This is a genomic window from Thioclava sp. F34-6 (genome assembly GCF_002213235.1).
Lineage (GTDB): Bacteria > Pseudomonadota > Alphaproteobacteria > Rhodobacterales > Rhodobacteraceae > Thioclava > Thioclava nitratireducens.
In genome coordinates this window covers 106,614-122,128 of record NZ_NBOA01000001.1, presented here as the reverse complement: position 1 = coordinate 122,128, position 15,515 = coordinate 106,614, and the positions used below count along the sequence as shown (strand labels likewise).

The 15,515-nt window shown below is 64.0% G+C and carries 11 protein-coding genes; 4 read left to right on the top strand and 7 right to left on the bottom strand.

Annotated elements, in window-relative coordinates; translation table 11 throughout:
* Window positions 1-97: 97 nt before the first annotated feature.
* Both B6V72_RS00545 and B6V72_RS00540 read left to right on the top strand, forming a co-directional pair.
* Window positions 98-775, top strand: a complete 678-nt coding sequence (locus B6V72_RS00545; RefSeq protein WP_075775149.1) for an orotate phosphoribosyltransferase — start codon at window positions 98-100, stop codon at window positions 773-775.
* A 235-nt stretch (window positions 776-1,010) separates the two neighbouring features.
* Window positions 1,011-2,510 carry a replicative DNA helicase gene (locus tag B6V72_RS00540; protein ID WP_075775079.1) on the top strand — a complete coding sequence of 500 codons (1,500 nt, stop codon included), beginning with the start codon at window positions 1,011-1,013 and terminating at the stop codon, window positions 2,508-2,510.
* 165 nt (window positions 2,511-2,675) lie between these two features.
* Here the strand turns inward: B6V72_RS00540 and B6V72_RS00535 are convergent, their stop codons facing one another.
* The 3 genes from B6V72_RS00535 to B6V72_RS00525 form a co-directional block, all read right to left on the bottom strand.
* The gene (locus B6V72_RS00535; RefSeq protein ID WP_075775080.1) at window positions 2,676-5,243 is read right to left on the bottom strand and encodes a PBP1A family penicillin-binding protein; all 2,568 of its coding nucleotides are present in this window, start codon (window positions 5,241-5,243) and stop codon (window positions 2,676-2,678) included.
* A gap of 167 nt (window positions 5,244-5,410) precedes the next feature.
* The gene (locus B6V72_RS00530; RefSeq protein ID WP_088734155.1) at window positions 5,411-6,625 is read right to left on the bottom strand and encodes an N-acetylmuramoyl-L-alanine amidase; all 1,215 of its coding nucleotides are present in this window, start codon (window positions 6,623-6,625) and stop codon (window positions 5,411-5,413) included.
* 251 nt (window positions 6,626-6,876) lie between these two features.
* Complete coding sequence (locus B6V72_RS00525) at window positions 6,877-8,016, bottom strand: aminotransferase class I/II-fold pyridoxal phosphate-dependent enzyme (protein WP_088734153.1); 1,140 nt, start codon at window positions 8,014-8,016, stop codon at window positions 6,877-6,879.
* A gap of 168 nt (window positions 8,017-8,184) precedes the next feature.
* On the opposite strand from B6V72_RS00525, the gene B6V72_RS00520 reads away from it, so the two are divergent.
* Window positions 8,185-8,955, top strand: a complete 771-nt coding sequence (locus B6V72_RS00520; RefSeq protein ID WP_088734151.1) for a DsbA family protein — start codon at window positions 8,185-8,187, stop codon at window positions 8,953-8,955.
* A 262-nt stretch (window positions 8,956-9,217) separates the two neighbouring features.
* Here B6V72_RS00520 and B6V72_RS00515 read toward each other — a convergent pair whose 3' ends face one another.
* From B6V72_RS00515 to hemA, 4 genes are all read right to left on the bottom strand, one after another.
* On the bottom strand, window positions 9,218-9,916 hold the full coding sequence (locus tag B6V72_RS00515) for a DUF1236 domain-containing protein (protein WP_075775084.1): 699 nt from the start codon (window positions 9,914-9,916) through the stop codon (window positions 9,218-9,220).
* Window positions 9,917-10,071: 155 nt separating this feature from the next.
* Window positions 10,072-11,193 carry a flavodoxin-dependent (E)-4-hydroxy-3-methylbut-2-enyl-diphosphate synthase gene (gene ispG, locus B6V72_RS00510; protein WP_075775085.1) on the bottom strand — a complete coding sequence of 374 codons (1,122 nt, stop codon included), beginning with the start codon at window positions 11,191-11,193 and terminating at the stop codon, window positions 10,072-10,074.
* 84 nt (window positions 11,194-11,277) lie between these two features.
* A complete protein-coding gene (locus tag B6V72_RS00505; RefSeq protein WP_075775086.1) occupies window positions 11,278-12,540 on the bottom strand; it encodes a helix-turn-helix domain-containing protein in 1,263 nt (420 codons plus the stop codon).
* Window positions 12,541-12,648: 108 nt separating this feature from the next.
* Window positions 12,649-13,878, bottom strand: coding sequence for a 5-aminolevulinate synthase (gene hemA, locus B6V72_RS00500; protein WP_075775087.1), 1,230 nt, complete (start codon window positions 13,876-13,878; stop codon window positions 12,649-12,651).
* A gap of 222 nt (window positions 13,879-14,100) precedes the next feature.
* Here hemA and B6V72_RS00495 point away from each other — a divergent pair, with 222 nt between their 5' ends.
* A complete protein-coding gene (locus B6V72_RS00495; RefSeq protein WP_088724449.1) occupies window positions 14,101-15,477 on the top strand; it encodes a dipeptidase in 1,377 nt (458 codons plus the stop codon).
* The last annotated feature ends 38 nt before the right edge of the window (window positions 15,478-15,515 follow it).

Here is a 15,515-nt window from a genome sequence, read left to right as displayed (position 1 = left end):
CGCAAATATCCCCGCCGGAGGCTCCCAGGCCCGCCGGCGGACGCTCCGCGGGGGATATTTAGACCAAGCCGAAGCCAGTCTTGATAAGGACGAGATGATGATCCCCAGCTCCTTCCCCAGCAAAGAAGAAATCGCCCGCCTGACCGCGCGGATGCTTCTGGAAATCGAAGCGGTGCATTTCAACGCCGACGAGCCCTTCACGCTCGCCTCCGGCCTGCCCTCGCCGACCTATATCGATTGCCGCAAGCTGATCTCCTTCCCGCGTATCCGCTCGACGCTGATGGATTTCCTCGCCGTGACGGTGATGCGCGAAGCCGGCTTCGAGGCGTTCGACAATATCGCGGGCGGCGAGACGGCGGGCATTCCCTTCGCCGCGATGGTGGCGGAGCGTCTGGCACTGCCGATGACCTATGTGCGCAAGAAGCCGAAGGGCTACGGGCGCAACGCGCGCATCGAAGGCGCGATGACCGAGGGCCAGCGCGTGCTCTTGGTCGAGGATCTGACGACCGATGGCGGCTCGAAGTTGAGCTTCGTCGATGCGATCCGCGACACCGGCGCGACCTGCGGCCATACCGCGGTGATCTTCTATTACGGAATCTTCCCGGAGACGGTCCCGAACCTGCGCGAGCATGGCGTCGAGTTGCATCACCTGTGCACCTGGTGGGACGTTCTGGCCGAGGCGCGCGAACAGGGCAGCTTCTCGAAAGAGACGCTCGACGAGGTCGAAGCCTTCCTGAGCGATCCGCGCCCGTGGCAGGACGCGCGCAAGGGCTGAAACGGCCCGAGATTTCTGTGGATGAAGCTGTGGATGCTCTGGGGAGCATTTTCGCCCGCGACTCTCGCTAATCGCGCCCTCTCGCGAAATGTGGTAGGTTCGGTCGCGACCGCACACTATAAATTCCGAAGACTCCGCTGAAACAGCGGGGTTTTCCCCAATCTTATCCAGATTCCTATTCCCCCCGACTGCGGTTAAAAGACCGCCTGAGGGACGGGGACACCGAGGCAGGAACATGAACGATCAGGCACAACGCCCCGATGAGGGGCAGCCCGGAAATTTGCCCGCAGAGGGCACCGCGCTGCCCCATAATATCGAAGCCGAACAGCAGCTTCTGGGCGCGATCCTCACGAATAACGACATCTTCGACCGGATCGCTTCCGTCATCAAACCGGAGCATTTCTACGAGCCGGTCCACCAGCGAATCTACGAGGTCGCGGCGGCGAAGATCCAGAAGAACGCGCTCGCCTCGCCGGTGACGCTGAAAGCCTATCTCGAGGACGATGCGGGCCTTCAGGAACTGGGCGGGCCAGCCTATCTGGCGCGTCTGGCGGGGGCGGCAATCTCGGCCTATGCGGCGCGCGACTACGCGCTGATGATCTACGAGATGGCGGTGCGGCGCGGGCTGATCGAACTGGGTCAGGATATCTCGTCGCGCGCGGGCAAACCGCAGATCGACGACGATCCGAAAGAGCAGATCGCGGCGGCCGAACAGCGGCTCTACACCTTGGCCGAAGAAGGTCAGGCGCAGAAGGGCTGGACCTCGTTCCTGTCGGCTGTGACCGAGGCCGTGCAATCGGCCAATGCCGCCTATCAGCGCGATGGCGGTCTGGCGGGCGTCTCGACGGGGCTGCGCGATCTCGACAAGAAGCTCGGTGGCTTCCACCCTTCGGATTTGCTGATCCTCGCGGGGCGTCCCTCGATGGGGAAAACCTCGCTTGCGACCAACATCGCCTTCAACATCGCCAAGGCCTACAAGAAGGGCATGCGCCATGACGGGGTCGAGGGCGCAATCGAAGGCGGCGTTGTCGGGTTCTTCTCGCTCGAGATGAGCGCGGAACAGCTGGCCGCGCGTATCTTGTCCGAAGCCTCCGAAGTGCCCTCCGAGCGCATCCGGCGCGGCGACATGACGGAGAGCGAATTCCGCCGCTTCGTCGAGGCCGCGAAAGCGCTGGAGAAATGCCCGCTCTATATCGACGACACGCCCGCCCTGCCGATCGGTCAGGTCGCCGCGCGCTGCCGCCGGCTGAAGCGGACGCACGGGCTCGACGTGGTGATCGTCGACTACCTGCAGTTGCTGCGCGGATCGGGCCGGGGCGACAACCGTGTGCAGGAGATCGGCGAGATCTCGATGGGTCTGAAGGCCATCGCAAAGGAATTGAACATCCCCGTGGTCGCGCTGTCGCAGCTGTCGCGGACGGTGGAAAGCCGCGAGGACAAGCGCCCGCAGCTTTCCGACCTTCGGGAATCCGGCTCGATCGAACAGGATGCCGACGTGGTGATGTTCGTCTATCGCGACGAATATTATCACGAACGCCTCAAGCCACCGGAAGACGACCCGAAATTCGCCGAATGGATGCAGAAGGCCGAACGCGTACACGGCAAGGCCGAGGTGATCTTGGGCAAGCAACGTCACGGGCCGATCGGTACGGTGGAATTGGCCTTCGAGAGCCAGTTCACGCGCTTCTCGGATCTCGCCAAGCCTTGGCAGGGCGACGGCAGCGAAGGGTTCTGATCGGGGTAGCGGGGGGGCTCTGCCCCCGTCCCTTGCGGGCCTCCCCCGGGATATTTGCGCAAGCCCGAAGGACGACCTCCGAGATAGGAATAATCGAGCAGAAACGAGAAAGGGGGGCGAGCGCCCCCCTTTTTTACTGTCGGTCGGTTTTGACGCGTGGTGCGCTCAGTAGAGGCCGCCTGCCGAGAGCGAGCCGAAATCGGCCTTCTTCTTCGGAATGACCTTCTGCTGACCCGTCGAGGTTGTGACCGTGGTAGAGCCCGCGTCGTCACGCTCGCCCTGCGCGAACAGAGGCAGATTCGAGCCCATCGCGAAGCCGCCATCGACGACCAGCGAGCCGAGGCCCGACATGTCCTGACCGGGGCGCAGATATTCGGCTTGGACGAATTCGCCGGTGGCGGAGTCGGACAGACGCTCGCCGGTATAGCGGTTGAACTTGGCCCAGGTGCCACCCGGCGGAACCTTGAACTTCGAGCCGCCGAATTCCTTGATCGCCTCGCGCATGAACTCGTTGAACACCGGGACGCAGAGTGTACCGCCATAAGCGTGACGGCCCAGCGAGCGCGGGTTGTCGTAGCCCATGTAGCACGAAGCCACGATGTTCGAGCTGAAGCCGGTGAACCAGACGTCTTTCGCGTCGTTCGTGGTGCCGGTCTTGCCCGCGATCGGAACCGGCAGGTCGACGCCGTAGCCGGAGCCGCGCTTCACCACGCCCTCCATCAAGGAGATCATCTGGTAGGCGGTGATCGGGTCGATGATCTGGTCGCGGTGGCTGACGATCTTCGGGCCCTGCCCCTCGGGCAGGTTCGGATCGTCGCAATTGTCGCAGCTGCGCTGGTCGTGACGGTAGATCGTGCGGCCGTAGCGGTCCTGCACGCGGTCGACCAGCGTCGGCTCCACCCGCTCGCCGCCATTGGCGAACATCGCGTAGGCCGAGATCAGGCGGAACATCGTGGTTTCCTGCGCGCCGAGCGCGTTGGCGAGGAAGCGGCGCATATGGTCGTAGACGCCGAATTTCTCCGCATAGGCGGCGACCGTGTCCATGCCGATTTCCTGCGCGATCCGGATCGTCATCAGGTTGCGCGAATGCTCGAGACCGGTGCGCATCGGCGTCGGGCCGTAATACTTGTTCGAGGCGTTCTTCGGGCGCCACATGCCCTGCGGCGTGTTCACCTCGATCGGCGCGTCGACCACGATCGTCTCGGGCGAGAAGCCGGAATCAAGCGCCGCCGCGTAGACGAAGGGTTTGAAGTTCGAGCCCGGCTGGCGCATCGCCTGCGTCGCGCGGTTATAGACCGAAGCCTGATAGGAGAAGCCTCCCTGCATCGCCAACACGCGGCCGGTATTCACGTCCATCGCCATGAAGGCGCCTTCGACCTTCGGCACCTGGCGCAGCGTCCAGCGGATGAAGGAGCCGTCGCTATCGCTCGTCATCGCACGGACCTCGACCACGTCGCCGGTCTCCAGAAGGTCCTGCGCCTGCTTCGCGCGCGGGCCGAGCTTGCCGTCCTCTTTCAGCTTGCGCGCCCAGGTCACGTCTTCCGGCGGAATCCAGTGGCCGTCTTTGTCTTCCTCGATACCCTCGATGCCGATCCGGGCCGAGCCGCCCTCGAAGCCCAGCACCACGGCCGGGTGCCATCCCTCGATGTCGCGCGGCGCCTTCGCGGTCGAGACATCGTCGAGCGCGGCGCGCCAATCGGCCTCTTTCTTCAGCTTGTCCTCGGCGATCTTCGCGCCGGTGCCGCGCCAGACGCCCTGCTCGCGGTCGTATTTCTCCAGCGCGTGCTGCAGCGCCTTCGTCGCATGGGACTGAAGATCGGGGTTCACGGTCGCGCGGATGGTCAGGCCACCGCCGAAGAATTCCTCTTCGCCAAAGCTTTTCGACAGCTGGCGGCGGATTTCGTCGGTGAAATAGTCGCGCGGCGGAAGCTGTGCGCGGAACGGGGCGTAATCGCCGTTCTGCACGGATTTCAGCGGCTTGTTCTGCTCCGCTTCCATCGTCGCCTTGTCGATGCGGCCATCCTCGTACATCCGGCGCAGCACATAGTTGCGGCGATCCACGGCGGTTTTGTAGTCGCGCACGGGATGCAGATCGGCGGGCTTCTTCGGCAGCGCCGCGAGATAGGCGGCCTCGCCCACCGTCAGATCGGCGAGCGGCTTGTTGAAATAGGTCTGCGCCGCGGCAGCGACCCCGTAGGAGTTCTGGCCGAGATAAATCTCGTTGAGATAGAGCTCGAGGATACGGTCCTTGCTCAGCACATGTTCGATGCGCGAGGACAGGATCAGTTCCTTGATCTTGCGCTCCACCGAGCGGTCCGAGGACAGAAGCAGGTTCTTCGTCACCTGTTGGGTGATCGTCGAGGCCCCGCGCACGTCGCGCCCGCCCGATTTCACGGCGGTGAACATCGCCGCGGCGATCCCGCGCGGGTCGAAACCGGGGTGGATGTAGAAATTCTTGTCCTCCGCCGAGACGAACGCGCCCTTCACCCGGTCGGGAATGTCGCGGATCGGCACGAAGAGGCGGCGCTGCTCGGCGAATTCGTCAATCAGGCGGCCGTCGCCGTTATAGATGCGCGAGATGGTCTTGGGGCGGTATTGCGCAAGCTGGTCGTAGCTCGGCAGATCGCGCGAATAGATCCAGAAGATCGCCCCGATGGTGAGCGCCGCAAAGAACAGCCCGGTCACAACCCAGGAAAACACGCCGCCGATCGAGCCGAGAATGAAACGGATCACAGATACACCCCTTGCCTCGGGGCAGTTTACCCCATCGCGCCAGCCTATACATCGCGCCTTCGTGACGGTCAAAGTAATGTGCGCTCACGCTTCCGAGAAGACGCCGCGTGGTCATAATCTCGCCGAATGGGCGGATGACCGCGCGTCAGACCAGGAAAAACACGCGATTACTGGCGCAAAAGCTTCGCCTCGGCGGCATCGGCCTGCGCCCAGGTCTCGACACCCTTGGTGATCGCCGCAGCCATCCGGGCGCGCCAGTCGGGGTCTTTGAGCCGCGCCCGATCGGCAGGCGACGACAGGAAACCCAGCTCCACGAGGACGGACGGAATATCGGGCGATTTCAGCACCGAGAAATTCGCGCCCTGCACCGGGCGTTTGTGCATATGCAGCCCCGCTCCCTTGATCGCGCCCGCCAGCACCTGCGACAGCCGGACCGAGCGCGGCTGCGTGTCACGCCGCGCCAGATCTACGAGGATATGGGTGATCGCATCGCCCTGCCCGTTCAGATCGACACCTGCAAGGATATCGTCGCGGTCGTGGCGCTGGACCAGCTTGCGCGTGGCCTCGGTCTCGGCATGATCGTCGAGCCGGTAGATCGTGGAGCCCGTCGCCCGCCCCTCGGCGATGGAATCGGCATGGAGCGAGATGAAGATATCCGCCCCCGCCGCACGCGCGACCGTCACGCGGGTCTCGAGCGGCACGAACACGTCCTGATCGCGCGTCATGACCACCTGCATCCCCGCGCGGCGCATCGCGTCGCGCAGCTGACGCGCGAAGCCGAGCACGATATCGGCCTCATGCGCGCCGCCATCCTCCGCACCCGGATCGATGCCGCCATGGCCGGGATCGAGCACGACCTTCAGCGGCCGCGTCCCATCCTGACGGCGGTGCGGCGCGGGTGTCGGCGCGGGCTGCGGCAAGTCCCAGAGCGCGGAATCGGCTGCCCCCTTGCGCGGGGTGAACTTGGCAGCGGGCACTTTCTTTAGAGTCAGCGCGATTTGCGGGTCGCCCTTGGTGCGCTCTTCGGAGCTCACGAGGCGCATCGGATGGGCCAGCTCGGCGACCATCCGCGACCAGCCGGGCCGGAACTTGCCCCAGCGCAGACCTTTGATCGCATCGCTGCCTTTCAGCAGATTTTCAGGTGGGTTGGCCCCGAAATTCAACTCGCGGAAATCGATGACCAGCCGGTAGGGATCGGCCAGCAGAAAGGCGCGATACGGCACCGGCTGGCTGATCCCGAGCGTGATGGCGAGCTTGTCGCCGCTTTGCGCGATCTGGCTGCGCGCGGGTGCGTATTGCGCCAAGGCCGACAGATCCTGAGCCCGCGCAGGCGGAACCAGCGCGAGAGACATCGCGAGAAGAAGAATGAACCGCCCGATCATACGCGCCCCGTTTTTATGCGCTTTCGTTTTGCGGGCACTATAGCGGCCGGGTTCGCGCGGAGCAAAGGGCGAATGGGGCCGCCCTTGGCACGGGCGACCAGCCCGGGCCGCGCCCGACCCTCCCCCATGGCAGGGCGCAATGGCGATGTCACCTCGAGCATGACCAACTTGCGGGCCTGCGGGATAAAGCGCCCGGCCACCAACGATACGACGCGCCCACCCAAGGGTCGGGCGCACCCCTCATCGCAACCTCAGCGGTTCTCCATGAAGCTCCGCAGCCGTTTGATGCCCTCCGCCACCCGCTCGGGGCTTTGCGCGTAGGAGAAGCGGATGGTCTGGGCGCCGCGATGGGGATCGAAATCCATCCCCGGCGTGACCGCCACCCCGACGCTCTCGAGGATTTCCGCGGCGAAAGCGGCGCTATCCTCGGTCAGCTCCGAGACATCGGCATATAGGTAGAACGCCCCATCGGGGGGCGCGATCCGGGTGAAGCCCATCTTCGGTAGCTCTTCGAGCAGCATCTGCCGGCTCTGCCCGTAGCGCGCGACATTCTCGGCCATCTCGTCGAGGCTCTCGAGCGCGCCCAGAGCCGCGACCTGACTCGCATGAGGGGCGCAGATGAACATGTGCTGCGCGAGACGCTCCACGGTGCGCAGATGGCTTTCCGGCACCACCATCCAGCCCACGCGCCAGCCCGTCATCGAGAAATATTTCGAGAAGGAATTGATCACGAAGACGTCGTCGCTGATCTCCAGCGCCGAGACCGCACGGCCCTCATATTGCAGCCCGTGATAGATCTCGTCCGAGATGAAAGCGATGTCGCGAGCCTGACAATACTCGATCAGCGCCTGCAGTTCCGGCTTGCCCAGCATCGTGCCCGACGGGTTGCCCGGCGAGGCCACGATCAGCCCGGCCAAATCGTCCGGGATTTCCTCGGGCGTCGGCTGGTAGCGGTTCTGCGCCTCGGTCGGAATGCCCACCGGCTCGATCGAGAGCGCCTTGAGGATCTGGCGGTAGCTCGGATAGCCCGGCTCGCCCAGACCCACCTTGTCGCCCACATCGAACAGTGCGGTGAAGGCCAGCTGGAACGCCCCGGACGACCCCGAGGTGATGACCACGCGCGCGGGATCCAGATCGATGTCGTACCAACGCTTGTAGAGCTTCGCGATCCCCTCGCGCAGATAGGGCAGCCCCAGCGCAACGGTGTAGCCCATCGGCTGGCTCTCCAGCGCCTCGGCCAGACGACGCTTGGCGGCTTTCGGTGCGGAGGTGCCCGGCTGGCCCACTTCCATGTGCACGATGTCGCGGCCCGCAGCCTCCGCCTCGGCTGCCATGCGCAGCACATCCATCGCGATGAACGGTTCCACCTGCCCGCGTTTCGACTGCCGCATCCTGCCAACTCCTTGCCGCTTGAGATTTCGCCCAAGGGGTTAGGCTGAAGCCGCCCGAGCGTCAATGCGCCCGCATTTCGCCCTGCGCGATAACGCCCACTTGATCCCGCGCGTCCGAGCGGTCAGTTTGCTTGCGAACCAACAGGACCCGATCCAAAGGAAATGCCCATGCTCCGCACGCTTCTGGCCGCGACCGCCTTCGCCGCGCTCGCCACGGCCGCCCCGCTCACCCCGGCAGCCGCCCAGGATTTCGACTTCGCCAATATGTCGGACAGCCAGAAATCCGCATTCGGCGACGCCGTGCGCGAATATCTGATGGCGAACCCGCAGGTTCTGGTCGAGGCGATCAACGAGCTGGAGGCCAAGCAACAGGCCCAGCAGGCCGACAATGACAAGAAGCTCATCCAGACCAATGCGAAGGACATCTTCGAGGACGGTCACAGCTGGGTCGGCGGCAATCCCGATGGTGACATTACCATGGTCGAGTTCATGGATTACAAATGCACCTACTGCAAGAAAGCCTATAGCGAGGTCTCGGACCTGATCTCGAAGGACGGCAATATCCGCTTCATCGTCAAGGAATTCCCGATCCTCGGCCAGCAATCCGAACTGGCGGCGCGCTTCGCGGTGGCGACGAAGCAGATCAACGGCGACGACGCCTATGCGAAGATGCACGACACGCTGATGACCGCGCGGGGAGACCTGACCGTCGAGAGCCTGAGCCAGATCGCGAAGGATCAGGGTCTCGATCCGCAGCCGATCCTGAAGCAGATGAACGACGACTCGGTCACCGAAGTTCTGCGCCAGAACTACCAGCTGGCACAGCGCATGGCGATTTCGGGCACCCCGGCCTTCGTGATCGGCGGCCAAATGCTGCGCGGCTATGCCCCCGAAGCCGCGATGGCGAAAATGGTCGCCGAAGAGCGCCAAGCCGAGTGATCCGCACCTGAAGAACGCCGTGCAAAGCCTTCTTCAGGTTAATTTTTCGAGATTGTCAGCGCCGCCCGATTCGATCACGATCCGGGCGGCGTTTTCCTGTCGTTTGCCGTGACTCTCCAAAGCTTTTGCGCGTTAGGCGGTCCTCGGTGGATCGCGCATCGCGGCGGCGCGGCGCACCAGCGCCAGCAAGGTAAAAATGCCCCCCATAAAAGAACCGGCGCGATGACGCGCCGGCTCTCATGTCGCATTCCGTCTCGGGGCCTTACGAGGCCGGGACGACGTAGACGATCGCGCGGTTGTCCGGATTCACGAAGACCGTGCGGTCGTTGATGTTGCCGTAGGCATAGGTGCTGTCGGGCACCGGCGTCAGCGTCACCACGTCCGGAACGACCTTGCCGGTCGCAACCTCGCCTTTCAGATAGACCGGTGCGACAGGGTGCTTCTCGACCCAGGTGATCGTGGTGGGTTCGGGCTTGGCGGCAGCGCCGACACCTGCGGCACCGACGAGCGCGCCGACCACGGCCCCCACGGGACCGCCCACGGCCGCGCCGGCCGCACCACCCGCGGCAGCACCGGTCAGCGCCGCGGCACCCTGAGCGTCCTTGCTGGCGTTATCGCCCGGGACCTGAATCTGGTTCACCGTCACCGATTGCGGGTTCGTCGACAGAAGCGCCATCTGGCCGTCGACCATCACACCCAGCTGGCTGGCAGGGGCATAGCCGTTCATGCCGTCATAGGTAACCTGGCAGATCGTGCCGTCGGGCAGGCAGCCTTCGACCGGAATGGTCGAGCCGGCCATCACGGTCGCAACGGTTTTCGACGAGGCTTCGACCCCGGCATGGATCGTCACGTCGCCCTGCGCCGTCGCCATAAGCGGCGGGCTGGTTTCAGCAAAAGCGGTGCCGGCGATCATCGTGGTGCTGGCAGCAGCAGCGAGAATAGTAGCGAGTTTGCGGGTCATTGGACTTACCTCCGTTATTACCCTGACCGTCATCAGCGACGGCCTCTCTCCGTTTGTGGAGAGGGAAATGTGGAGGGGGCCAAATCGTTCCGCGCCCACCTCATCACGCCAGCGTGAGGTGGGGCGAATTCAGGAGGCCGGAGGCGCTTTTCCGCTTACTCGGCGGCAGCTTTCTCGGCTTCGATCTCTGCCGATTTTTTCTCAACCAATTCAACGATATGGTCGATCATGTCCGCGTTGGACTGCTTGTGATCCTGCTTGCCGGCCATGTAAACCATGCCCGATCCGGCCCCGCCGCCGGTAAAGCCGATATCGGTCATCAGCGCTTCGCCGGGACCATTCACGACGCAGCCGATGATCGACAGAGAGATCGGCGTCTTGATGTGTTCGAGCCGTTGCTCGAGCTCTGCGACGGTCGCGATCACGTCGAACCCTTGCCGCGCGCAGGACGGGCAGGAGATGATCTGCACGCCGCGGGTGCGAAGCCCGAGCGATTTCAGGATTTCGAAACCGACCTTCACCTCTTCGACCGGATCGGCCGAGAGCGAGACGCGCAGCGTGTCGCCAATGCCCATCCACAGCAGGTTGCCCAGCCCGATCGCGGATTTCACCGTGCCGGAGGTCAGGCCGCCCGCCTCGGTGATGCCAAGGTGGATCGGCGCGTCGGTGGCCTCGGCGATGCCCTGGTAGGCTGCGGCGGCGAGGAACACGTCCGACGCCTTCACCGAAATCTTGTATTCGCGGAAATCGTGATCCTCGAGAATGCGGATATGGTCCATAGCGCTCTCGACCATCGCCTCGGGGCACGGCTCGCCGTATTTCTCCAGCAGGTGTCTCTCGAGAGAGCCAGCATTCACGCCGATCCGGATCGAACAGCCGTGATCCTTTGCGGCGCGCACGACCTCGGCCACGCGCTTCTCATCACCGATATTGCCGGGATTGATGCGCAGGCAGGCAGCTCCCGCCTCCGCCGCTTCGATCGCGCGTTTGTAGTGGAAATGGATGTCGGCAACGATCGGCACCGGGCTCTCGCGGCAAATCTCGCGCAGGGCGCGTGTGCTCGATTCATCCGGGGTCGAGACACGCACGATATCCGCGCCGACATCGGCCGCGCGGATCACCTGATCGAGCGTCGCGCGCACGTCCGAGCTGTCGGTATTGGTCATCGTCTGCACCGAGATCGGCGCATCGCCCCCGACTGGGACATTGCCGACCATGATCTGACGGGACTTGCGGCGATAGATATTGCGCCACGGGCGGACCGGGTTGAGAGACATGCAAACGCTCCTTCGAAACCTCGGCTCCTGATACGCCAAGGCCCGCTGCGGTGCAACGGGCCGGGGCGGATCGTGATCTGCGGATTATTGCTGGTCGGTTGCGGCCTGCGTCGCAGCATCGCCCGCATCGGCCACGGCGATCATCTTCGCGAGGTCCTTGTCCTGCGAGAGATTGGCGACCGGATAGGTCTCGTCGAGCGCAGCCGAAGACAGCTTGATGTTCTTGGTGACCTGGCCGCGCTTGCCGACCGGGCCATGCGTCACGCCGTTGACCGCGAAATAGATCGCGCCGGATTCACCCGTGCGCATCGTCGGCGGCTCTTCGAGCTTGGGCAGCACGTAGCGTTCGCCCGCATCCATGACCTTCTCGAACAGCGTCGCGCCATCGGCGGATTTGATCCGCACCCAGGACGGGCGCACGGCCAGCACGACGACGTCGGGCTGATCGGCTTCGAGCGCCTTGGCGACGGCGGATTGGATATTGTTCTCGGGGCCCGCCGCGGAGGCGAGCTGCGTGCCTTTGGGCGCATCGTTGTTCTGCGCCAGACCGATCAGATTGGGCGTCAGGCCCGGAGCGGCTGCGCCCACCCCCTGCCCGGCCAGCGCGCCGGTCGCATTGGGGTCGATCGAGGCGATCGGCCCGTCACGCGAGACCAGCACCGGCGCGTCGAGCGCGGCCGGGCGGTAGATGCGGGCGGAGCGCTCGGGCTGGTTGACCTCGGGCAGCGTGTCATCGGCCTGCGCCATCTCCGGCCCGTCCTTGACCGAGTCGAGCGGGTCGAGATCGGCCATCACGCCGGGCGCCTGATCCACCGGGGTCAGCTGCACGCGCTGCACTTCCTGCAGCACGGTCCAGCCGCCATAGCCGATCCCGCCACCGATCAGCGCCAGCACGAAAAGCGCACCGACCGCGCGCGGTTCGATCTTGCTCCAGATCGATTCCTTGCGCGGAATGAAAGCGGGATTGGCGAGCGCCTCGGCCATGTCCTTCGGGTCGCGCTGCGGCTTGGGGCCGGAGGCGGCCTCCGACATGCCGTGGGCGGGCGAATAGCCAGCCTCGTTGCAGAAGCGCTGGAACGACCATTCCGGGTCGAGACCGAGGTAACGTGCATAGGAGCGCACATAGCCCGCGATGAAGGAGGGCGTGTCGAAAGCTTCCACATCGCAGGCTTCAATGGCCGCGATATAGGCTGCCTTGATCCGGAGTTCGCGCTGAACATCAAGAAGAGATTTGGCGAGCGTCGCCCGCTCGCCGCGCATCACATCGCCAAGACGAAGTTCGAAATCGTCAAACCCTTTGGGTTTGACTTCGTCCTCCGTCGAAGGTTTAGCCCTTCGCCCGATCATGCTGCCTGTCCCTGCCGTTTTCCCGCCTGCGTCGATTCGGAGCCAATAGCCCCTTCGATTAACAAAGGCTTATCACAAGCAAGCGAGCCGCGCACGCGCCTATGTCGCTCAGGCGCTCGCTTCGGCGCGATTTAGCTCACAGCGCGCCCAAAGCGCATCCATACCCTTGACCAGAGCGTCAATCATACCGGTGTCGTGCACCGGCGAGGGCGTGAAGCGCAGACGTTCGGTCCCGCGCGGGACGGTCGGGAAGTTGATCGGCTGGACATAGACGCCGAACTCGTCGAGCAGCATGTCCGACAAGGCCTTGGTATGCTTGGGATCTCCGATGATCACGGGCACGATATGCGAGCCGTGGTCGATGATCGGCATCCCCATGCCCTTCAGGCGCATCTTGAGAATCTTCGCGTGCAGCTGCTGCTTGTCGCGCAGCTCCTGACCGCCCTCGCCTTTCAGGAAAGCGATCGACGCGGCAGCGCCAGCCGCGACCGCCGGCGGGATCGAAGTGGTGAAGATGAAGCCCGGCGCATAGGAGCGCACCGCGTCCACCATCTTGGCCGAAGCCGCGATATAGCCGCCGAACACACCGAAAGCTTTACCCAGCGTACCGTTGAAGATGTCGATCCGGTCCATCTCGCCCAGCTTCTCGGCGATACCGGCGCCGCGCGGGCCATACATGCCGACCGCGTGCACTTCGTCGAGATAGGTCAGCGCGCCGAATTCCTCGGCGAGGTCGCATATGTCCGAGATCGGACCGAAATCGCCATCCATCGAATAGACCGACTCGAAAGCGATCAGCTTCGGCGCGGCGGGATCGTCTGCGGCCATCAGTTCGCGCAGATGGGCGACGTCATTGTGGCGGAAGATACGCTTGGCGCCACCGTTGCGGCGGATGCCTTCGATCATCGAGGCGTGGTTCAGCTCGTCCGAATAAATGATCAGGCCGGGGAATAGCTTGGGCAGCGTGCTCAGCGTCGCGTCATTGGCGATATAGGCCGAGGAGAAGACCAGCGCGGCCTCCTTGCCGTGCAGATCGGCGATCTCATGCTCCAGCCGCTTGTGATAGACCGTGGTGCCGGAAATGTTGCGCGTCCCGCCCGAGCCTGCGCCGGTGGCGTCCAGCGCCTCGTGCATCGCCGCCAGCACAGCCGGATGCTGGCCCATGCCCAGGTAGTCATTGCCGCACCAGATGGTGATGTCCTGCTTCGATCCGTCCGGCTTGGTCCAGACGGCATGGGGGAAATTGCCCTTCTCGCGCTCGATGTCGATGAAGACGCGATAGCGGCCTTCCTCGTGCAGCTTGTCAATCGCCTGATCGAGTGCGCGGTCGTAATCCATCTTATGCTTCCCTTGCATGACTGTTCGCTGGGTCTGCCCTAGAGGGCTCCACAAAGCGCGACATTGATAAATGTCAAATTCCTCTCCCTGAAGCGTAAAAATGTCGCAGATAGTCATGAAAAGCAAACATTCACTTTTCGCAATTTGTCGCACCCTTGCGTCACCCCCTCTGGACAGTCTCGCGCGCGGCCCTAGGCTGTGGCAAAAATAAAGGAGGCCTGCATGGCACTGAACGAGGTTCTCACCGAAATCGACAATGGTCTGGACGCCGCGATGGAGCGGCTGTTCGAGCTGCTGAAAATCCGCTCGATCTCGACCGATCCGGCCTATCGCGAAGAGACCCACGAAGCCGCGGAATGGCTCGTCAAAGAGTTGAAATCGCTTGGCTTCGACGCGGAGCTCCGCCCGACCACGGGCCATCCGATGGTGGTCGCGCATTCCAAGGGCGACGGCCCGCGCCTGCTGTTCTACGGCCACTACGACGTGCAGCCGGTGGACCCGCTGGAGCTGTGGGACACGCCCCCCTTCGAGCCGCGCATCGAGGACACCGAGAACGGCCGCGTCATCCGTGGCCGCGGGGCCTCCGACGACAAGGGTCAGCTGATGACCTTCATCGAGGCCTGCCGCGCCTACAAGGCCGTGAACGGCGAATTGCCTGGCAATCTCGTGATCTTTCTTGAAGGCGAGGAAGAATCGGGCTCGCCCTCGCTCGTGCCCTTCCTCGAGAACAACCGCGAGGAACTGACCTGCGATCTGGCGCTGATCTGCGACACCTCGATGGTCTCCCCCGGCGTGCCCTCGATTGCGGGCAGCCTGCGCGGGATGCTGAAAGACGAATTCACCCTGCACGGTCCGCGCATCGACCTGCATTCGGGCCATTACGGCGGCCCCGCGCTGAACCCGCTGCGCGAGATTTCCAAACTGATCGCGAGCTTCCATGACGACAAGGGCCGCGTCGCCGTCGAGGGCTTCTACGAAGGCGTTCACGAAGTGCCTCAGGAGCAGCTCGAGGCCTGGAAGACCTGCGGCTTCGACGAGGAGGAATACCTTCACCACGCCGGGATGACCGTGCCGCACGGCGAAGAGGGTTACACGACGCTGGAGCAGCAATGGGCACGTCCGACGCTGGAGATCAACGGTCTCTGGGGCGGTTATCAGGGCGCGGGCTCGAAGACCGTGATTCCGGCCGAGGCGCATTGCAAGATCACCTGCCGTCTGGTGGGCGACATGGACCCCGCCCATGTGCGCAAGGTTCTGCGTAAACATGTCGAGGACCGCCTGCCCGTCGATGCGCGCATCACCTGGGACAACGATCTCGATGGCGCGCCGGCCTCCGTCATGGACACCTCGCGCCCGGAATTCGAAGCCGCGCGCCAGGCACTGAGCGACGAATGGAACCGCGAGGCGGTGATCGTCGGCATGGGCGGCTCGATCCCGATCGGCTATTACTTCAAGTCGATCCTCGGCATGGATGCGATGCTCGTCGGGTTCGCCAATGACGACGACGCGATCCACTCGCCGAACGAGAAATACGACGTCAAAAGCTTCCACAAGGGGATCCGCTCCTGGGCGCGGATTCTCGACCGGATTGCGAAATAAGCCTGCGGCGAGGGCTTCGCGGCCCTCGCACAGCCGCG